Consider the following 6,537-nt stretch of genomic DNA (forward strand, 5'->3'; position numbering starts at 1 on the left):
GGCCTGTCCGTTTCCTACGGCATCATCGAAAAACATGGCGGCAAGATCGACGTCGCCAGCCAGCCGGGGCAGGGCACCACCTTCACCATCTGGTTGCCGACTCGCCAGCCCCCGGTTCCTCCTGTGGTGTAAGGCCTGACGGCTGGACTCTGCACCATCAGTGCCGGCGATTACCTGCGTTGGTTGAGCGGATGTTGGCGCTCTTGATGGAAGCGCTCAACAGCCCCGCCCGCCAGCCCGGGTGAAGCCGAAGGCGCCGTCGCTCGCGCCGGCTGGCTGGATGCAGATGCGCATGGTCAGCGAGCGGGCCGCCTTGTCGAGATCGACCGGGAAGGGCGAGAAGGGAACTGAACGTTCGACGACGGCCTTGACGAAGGCGATCTCGTCGGCCTGATCGCCGGCGTTGACGACCCTGAACGACTTCATCGAGCCGTCCGGGTTGATCTTGAACTCGATGGAGGCCGGGCGCATGCCCTTGGCCCGCGGGTCGTTCCTGACGAAACTGGCACTGCGGTTGAGGCGCTTGAGCAGGCCGTCGAGATACATTTCCAGACTGAACGGGTCGGGCGGCGTGGCGTTGGGACGCAGGTCGAGCAGGGCGCTGCCGGCTGACGCTTCGCGCGCCTGCTGCCACGCTTCCTCGCGGGCCATGGCTTTTGAACGCTGGGCCAGCGTCGGTTTGGGGGCGGTCCTGGCGTTGTTGTCGAGTTCGTCGAGAAAGCGGTTCATGTCCGCCTTTTCGGCCTCTGTCCAGGCCGGCGCACTGGCCACCGAGCGTTTTCCCGGCCGGTCGGTGGTTAGTAGCCGTGGGCGTTGCGGCTGGCTTTTCGCCGGTTTCCGGCGCGCCTCGGGGAGCCTCGCCGGTGCGGTCGAAACCGGCTTGCTCAGGCGGGCTTCCAAGCGCGGCGGCGTGGGTGCCTGCGGATCGTGCCGGGGGATCATGAGGACCAGGGCGTGGATGAGGAGCGATGCGGCGAAGGCGAAATACGTGGCGCGTCGGGCCGGCGGCGGGAGGGCGGAAAACATCGGCGGAATTTTAGGGGCGAAGCCGGCGGGCGCTTGTCACCGCTTGTCTTCCGGCTTCCCTTTGTCGGCTTTCCAGAGTCAGGTTCACTGTCCGCGCAGGAACAGCTTGTCGAGCTGGTCCATCGTCAGCTCCGTCCACGTCGGCCGGCCGTGGTTGCATTGGCCGGCGCGTTCGGTTTCTTCCATCTGGCGGAGCAGGGCGTTCATTTCGGGGACGGTGAGCAGGCGGCGGGCGCGGACGGCGCCGTGGCAGGCCATGGTGGCGAGGAGTTCGTTGCGCCGGGCGGTGGCGAGCTGGGTGATGCCGTGTTCGCGCAGTTCGCCAATCAGCGATTTGGCCAGCGCGGCGGGGTCGCCGCTTTGCAGCAGGGCGGGCACGGCACGCACGCCGAGCTGGTTGGGGCCGAGCGGGGCGATCTGGAAGCCAAGGTCGGCCAGGGCGTCGGCGTGTTCTTCGACGGCGGCGATGTCGAGCGGGTCGGCCGCGAAGACGGCCGGGATGAGCAGCGCCTGGGTGGCGATCTGGCGGTTGTCGAAGGCGGTTTTCAGCTTTTCGTAGAGGATGCGCTCGTGCGCGGCGTGCATGTCGATGACGATCAGGCCGCGAGCGTTCTGGGCCAGGATGTAGATGCCGTGCAGTTGGGCCAGGGCGTAGCCGAGCGGCGGGCTATCTTGGCCGGGGCTTTCTGTAGGCTGGAACTGCGGGGCAACTGCGCTGCGCGGCGCCGGCGACGGGGCGACGTCCTGTGCGGCGCGGGCGAAAGCGAGGTAGGCGGCGGCCGCTGGTTCGGCGACGCCGAGGCTGCCCTGGTGACGGAGCGGCGGGGCGTATTCGAAATTTGGCCGATATTCCCGGTTGACCGTAGCAGTCTCGCGTTCGACCAGCGCCGGCGCCGCTTCAGCCTGCACCGGCGCGGCCAGCGTGCGCTGGATGGCGTGGAAGACGAACTGGTGCATGGCGCGCGAGTCGCGGAAACGGACTTCGGTCTTGGCTGGGTGCACGTTCACGTCGACCAGCGCCGGGTCGATGTTGACGAACAGGCAGACGGCCGGCTGGCGGCTGCCGTGCAGGACGTCGCGGTAGGCCTCGCGGAGGGCGTGGCTGATGATCTTGTCGCGCACGAAACGGCCGTTGACGAAGACGTATTGGCCGTCCTTGGCGTCAGTGGCGCGGGTCGGGTCGATGGCGAAACCGGCTATCGACAGCGGGCCGGCCCCGGCTTCCACGGCGCGGGCGGCGCCGAGGAAATCGTCGCCGAGGATGTCGGCAATGCGTCGCGGGGCGTCGCCGGGGGCGAGCTGAAAGAGGTTGCGGCCGTTGTGGGTCAGGCTGATCGCGACATCCGGCCGGGTCAGCGCCAGGCGCTTGACGGCATCGGCGCAGTGGGCGAATTCGGTGCTTTCCGATTTCAGGAACTTGCGGCGGGCCGGGGTGTTGAAATAGAGGTCGCGCATTTCGACGACGGTGCCGGCCATCAGGGCGGCCGGTTCGGGCTCGGCCCCCGGCTCGCCGCGCAGTTTCCAGGCGTGGGCCGAATTTCCGTTGCTATCGCGTTCGCGGCTGGTGATGCTCAGGCGGGCGACGGAAGCGACCGAAGCCAGGGCCTCGCCGCGAAAGCCGAGGGTGCCGACGCGTTCGAGGTCGTCGAGCGTGGAAATCTTGGAGGTGGCGTGGCGGGTCAGGGCCAGCGCCAGTTCGTCCCTGGCGATGCCGCAGCCGTCATCGGTGACGCGGATAAGCTTGACGCCGCCTTCTTCGAGATGGACCTGGATGGCCTTGCTGCCGGCGTCGAGGCTGTTTTCGAGGAGTTCCTTGAGGACGGAGGCGGGTCTTTCGACCACTTCGCCAGCGGCAATCTGGCTGATCAGGAGGTCGGGTAGGCGGGCAATGGTCGGCATCGGCGCATTATAATGCGGCCTCATTCAAAGCCCGGCGCCCTGCATGGAACTCCTCACCCAATTCATCGACATTGTTCTTCACCTCGACAAGCATCTGGCGGTGATGGTGCTGGACTATGGGCTGTGGATTTACGGCATTCTATTTTTCATCATCTTTGCCGAAACCGGTTTTGTCGTGACGCCTTTTCTGCCCGGCGATTCGCTGCTTTTCGTGGCCGGCGCGCTGGCTGCCATCGGCGAGGGCGGCATGGATATTTTGACCCTGATCGGCGTGCTGACGGCCGCGGCAGCGATCGGCAACACGGTCAATTACCAGATTGGCCGCTTTCTCGGGCCGAAGGTTTTTCACTGGGAAAACTCGCGTTTTTTTAACCGCGACGCGCTGATCAAGACGCACGCCTTCTATGAAAAACATGGTGGCAAGACGCTGATCATTTCGCGCTTTCTGCCGCTGTTCCGCACCTTTGCCCCTTTCGTTGCCGGCATCGGGGCGATGACCTATGCCCGCTTCACGCTATTCAACCTGATCGGTGCGCTGGGCTGGGTCGTTTCACTGTGCCTGGCCGGCTACTGGCTGGGCAACATGCCGTGGGTCAAGGCCAATCTGTCGGTGATCATCCTTGGCATCATCGCTTCCTCGCTCATCCCGATCGGCTGGGGCTACCTGAAAAGCAAGGAAGCCTGATGCGCTGGCTGGCCGTCATCCTCATCCTGACCGTGGCGGCCTGTTCGACGAAGATGGACAAGGCCGGGCGGACCGAGTCCACGGTCAACCCGAAATATTTGCTCAAATCGGAAGTCGACCGCATTGCCGACACCAATCGGGCCGAAGTGGTCGATGGCCTGCTGCTGATTGCCGACAAGCTCTACAAGCGAAATCCGAAGGAGTGGAAAAAAAGCGGCGCGCTCAGCCGCGCGGCGGCAGTCGACCGCCTGCGCCAGCGCCAGCAGCGCAATTGGCCCGAGTTCGCCGGCCAGCGTGAAGGAGCGGTTGCGGCCCAGGCCTTCACCGAGGGCTATGGTGGCGACCGCGTCATGGCCCTGATGTTCGGCCTGCTCGGCATGGTTGACGCGGCTTTCGAGCACAAGGACGAGTTCTACATTCTCGACAGCCTCAACGAAATGAAGCTCTACAACAGTGCGCGCAATATGGATGTCGCCGTCTGGAAGCTCGGCCACGACCGCAGCGCGGCCGGCGAGCTCTTTCTGCTCTCGAACGAGCTCGATCCGGCCAACCGCAACCTGTCCTACGAGCGCGAATTCGGTCGCGTCATGGGCCTCCTCGATTTCATGGCCAAGATCGTCGCCGACCGCAATGGCCGTACCTTTTCCCGGCTGAGCCAGTCTGTGGCCAGCGTTGTCTTTTTACCCGTGAGTTTTTTGAAATGAAGAAAATCGTCATCCTGATTTCCGGCCGTGGCAGCAACATGGAGGCACTCATCGCCGCCCGCGATGCCGGCAATCTGCCCGTTAATATCGCCGCCGTGATCAGTAACCGGGTCGAGGCCGAGGGCCTGGAAACAGCCGCGAAATCGGGCATCACGACGCACTTCATCAATCACCAGGCCTTTGCCGGGCGCGAGGCTTTCGATAGCCGGCTAGCCCAGTGCATCGACGAATTCGAACCCGACCTCGTCGTTCTCGCCGGCTTCATGCGTATCCTCTCCGACGGCTTCGTCCGCCACTACGCAGGCCGGCTGATCAACATCCACCCCTCGCTGCTGCCGTCCTTCCCCGGCCTGCACACGCACCAGCGCGCGCTCGAAGAGGGCGTGCGCATCCACGGCTGCACCGTGCATTTCGTCACGCCGGCCCTCGACCACGGCCCGGTCATCATCCAGGCCGCCGTGCCGGTGCTCGATGGCGACGACGAGGCCAGCCTGGCGGCTCGCGTCCTGCGCCAGGAACACCTTGTTTACCCGCAGGCTGTGCGCTGGTTTGTCGACGGCAAACTGAGGCTGGAAAACGGTCGCGTCCGGGTTGCTGCCGAACTGGCCGAGCCGGCCGTACTCGTTTCGCCCGCCCTTACCTCGCCCGGGGCGCGCTGAGACGAAATGCCGCTCGCCTTCCTCGTCGCGCTCGCCGCTTCGCTTGGCATTCATGCCGCGGCGCTGTTCGGCAGCGATGTCGATCTCTTTGGCGGGGCCGACGAGCCGCAGCCCTTGCGCGTAGCGTTGCAGCCGCTACCGCCGCCCGTAGCGCCGATCGCCATCGTCCCGAAACCGGCCGTCAAGTCGCGCCCGAAGCCGGCCCAAGCGGCCCGGTTGACGACCGGCAAGCCGTCGCCCCACGCCGAAAGCGGGGAAAACAAGCCTGCCGAAATTGCCCCGAATTTGCCGTCGACCGTGGGCCCGGCCGATCCTGCCGTGGTCGTCGCAACGACGGTGGCGGCGCCGGTAAAACCCCTGCTGCCGGCCAAGGGCAGCATGCGTTTCGTCATTTTTTACGGCACGCAGGGATTCCAGATCGGCCGTGCCGAGCACCGCTGGGCATTCACCGAGGATGGCCGTTACCGGCTCACCGGCATGACCGAAACGAGCGGCCTGGTTGCCCTCTTCAAGCCGCTCGTCTTCGAGAACGAAAGCCGCGGCCGGCTGGCCGCCGGCGGCCTGCAGCCGGAAACCTACCGGACGCGCAAGAACGGCAAGGACGCCAACGAAAATGCCGATTTCGACTGGTCGACCGTAGAAGTCCGCCTGTCGCGCAGCGGCGCCACGCAGCCGGTCAACCCCGGCGCCCAGGACATCCTGTCGCTCAACTACCAGCTCGCCTACCTGCGCCAGCCGGAAGACGGGGCGACGGTCGGCGTCGTCACCGGCAAGAAATACGACCGTTTCGCTCTCGATTCGCTGGGCGAAGAGGAAATCGACCTCCCGGCCGGCCATTTCCGCACGCTGCATCTGCGCGCCATGGGCGATACAGTGACCGAAATCTGGATTGCCCTCGATCGTCACCGCCTACCGGTTAAAATTCGCTACACCGATAAAAAAGGCGACATTTTCGAGCAAGTCGCCACCGAGATAGAATGAAATGCCCCCCCACTCACTTTGTTCCTTGCCCCCCGAGGGGGCGCCGGCCTCCTTTGGGACGGCCCGGCAGGAGGCCTTACCCATGAAAGCCCGCTTCACCCCCGCCCTGTTTGCCCACGCCGAAGCCGTTCTCGGCCTGCTGCTGCGCTTCGATTACCCGGCCGATGCCGTCGTTTCGCGCTATTTCCGCGAACATCGCGAACTCGGCCATGCCGACCGCGCCTTCGTCGCCGAAACGGTGTTCGCCGTGCTGCGCCGCGGCCGCAGCCTCGAAGCGCGCTGTGCCGGCAAGCTCTCCGACCGTCGCCGCCTGCTCGTCGCGCTGGCCGTGGCACGCGGCTGGAGCCAGCGCGAACTGGCCCCGGTTTTGAAGGCCAGCGAGGAAGAATGGCTGGCCGCCGCCAAGGCTATGCCGGAAGCCGACTTGCCGCCGGCGGTCCGCTGCGACCTGCCGGACTGGCTGTACAACCGCCTCGAAGCCCAGTTCGGCGCCGACGAAACGCTGGCCCTGGCCCATGCCCTGAACCAGCCGGCGCCGCTCGACCTGCGCGTCAATACGCTCAAAGCCAACCGCGAAGACGTG

Annotated in this window: 8 protein-coding genes; 6 read left to right on the plus strand and 2 right to left on the minus strand. The window is 65.5% G+C overall.

The features are described 5' to 3' along the window. Positions 1-3 precede the first annotated feature (3 nt). Positions 4-132 (plus strand): ATP-binding protein, encoded by a 129-nt coding sequence (locus ADADOO_RS01635; RefSeq protein WP_511274453.1) that lies wholly within the window; start codon positions 4-6, stop codon positions 130-132. An 84-nt stretch (positions 133-216) separates the two neighbouring features. Here ADADOO_RS01635 and ADADOO_RS01640 read toward each other — a convergent pair whose 3' ends face one another. Together ADADOO_RS01640 and mutL are read right to left on the minus strand one after the other, a co-directional pair. Beyond that, a complete protein-coding gene (locus ADADOO_RS01640) occupies positions 217-1,026 on the minus strand; it encodes a hypothetical protein (protein ID WP_511274442.1) in 810 nt (269 codons plus the stop codon). 84 nt (positions 1,027-1,110) lie between these two features. Further along, complete coding sequence (mutL, locus tag ADADOO_RS01645; RefSeq protein ID WP_511274443.1) at positions 1,111-2,925, minus strand: DNA mismatch repair endonuclease MutL; 1,815 nt, start codon at positions 2,923-2,925, stop codon at positions 1,111-1,113. A gap of 43 nt (positions 2,926-2,968) precedes the next feature. Here mutL and ADADOO_RS01650 point away from each other — a divergent pair, with 43 nt between their 5' ends. From ADADOO_RS01650 to ADADOO_RS01670, 5 genes are all read left to right on the plus strand, one after another. After that, positions 2,969-3,610: a DedA family protein gene (locus tag ADADOO_RS01650; RefSeq protein ID WP_511274445.1), complete on the plus strand. Its 642-nt coding sequence runs from the start codon at positions 2,969-2,971 to the stop codon at positions 3,608-3,610. After that, entirely contained in the window at positions 3,610-4,314 is a 705-nt protein-coding gene (locus ADADOO_RS01655) for a hypothetical protein (RefSeq protein ID WP_511274447.1), read from the plus strand. Before ADADOO_RS01650 ends, ADADOO_RS01655 begins: the two co-directional genes overlap by 1 nt. Then, positions 4,311-4,973 (plus strand): phosphoribosylglycinamide formyltransferase, encoded by a 663-nt coding sequence (purN, locus tag ADADOO_RS01660; protein WP_511274449.1) that lies wholly within the window; start codon positions 4,311-4,313, stop codon positions 4,971-4,973. Before ADADOO_RS01655 ends, purN begins: the two co-directional genes overlap by 4 nt. 6 nt (positions 4,974-4,979) lie before the next feature. Further along, complete coding sequence (locus tag ADADOO_RS01665) at positions 4,980-5,954, plus strand: DUF3108 domain-containing protein (protein ID WP_511274450.1); 975 nt, start codon at positions 4,980-4,982, stop codon at positions 5,952-5,954. Positions 5,955-6,036: 82 nt separating this feature from the next. Then, positions 6,037-6,537, plus strand: a 501-nt coding sequence (locus tag ADADOO_RS01670; protein WP_511274452.1) for an RsmB/NOP family class I SAM-dependent RNA methyltransferase, incomplete at its 3' end; no start/stop codon positions are given.

Source organism: Azonexus sp., assembly GCF_036170495.1.
Classification (GTDB): domain Bacteria; phylum Pseudomonadota; class Gammaproteobacteria; order Burkholderiales; family Rhodocyclaceae; genus Azonexus.

Excerpts from the sequence above, each read along its gene's own strand:
- ADADOO_RS01650 (WP_511274445.1), top strand. The coding sequence starts at position 2,969 with ATGGAACTCCTCACCCAATTCATCGACATTGTTCTTCACCTCGACAAG.
- mutL (WP_511274443.1), bottom strand. The coding sequence starts at position 2,925 with ATGCCGACCATTGCCCGCCTACCCGACCTCCTGATCAGCCAGATTGCC.
- ADADOO_RS01665 (WP_511274450.1), top strand. The coding sequence starts at position 4,980 with ATGCCGCTCGCCTTCCTCGTCGCGCTCGCCGCTTCGCTTGGCATTCAT.
- ADADOO_RS01640 (WP_511274442.1), bottom strand. The coding sequence starts at position 1,026 with ATGTTTTCCGCCCTCCCGCCGCCGGCCCGACGCGCCACGTATTTCGCC.
- purN (WP_511274449.1), top strand. The coding sequence starts at position 4,311 with ATGAAGAAAATCGTCATCCTGATTTCCGGCCGTGGCAGCAACATGGAG.
- ADADOO_RS01655 (WP_511274447.1), top strand. The coding sequence starts at position 3,610 with ATGCGCTGGCTGGCCGTCATCCTCATCCTGACCGTGGCGGCCTGTTCG.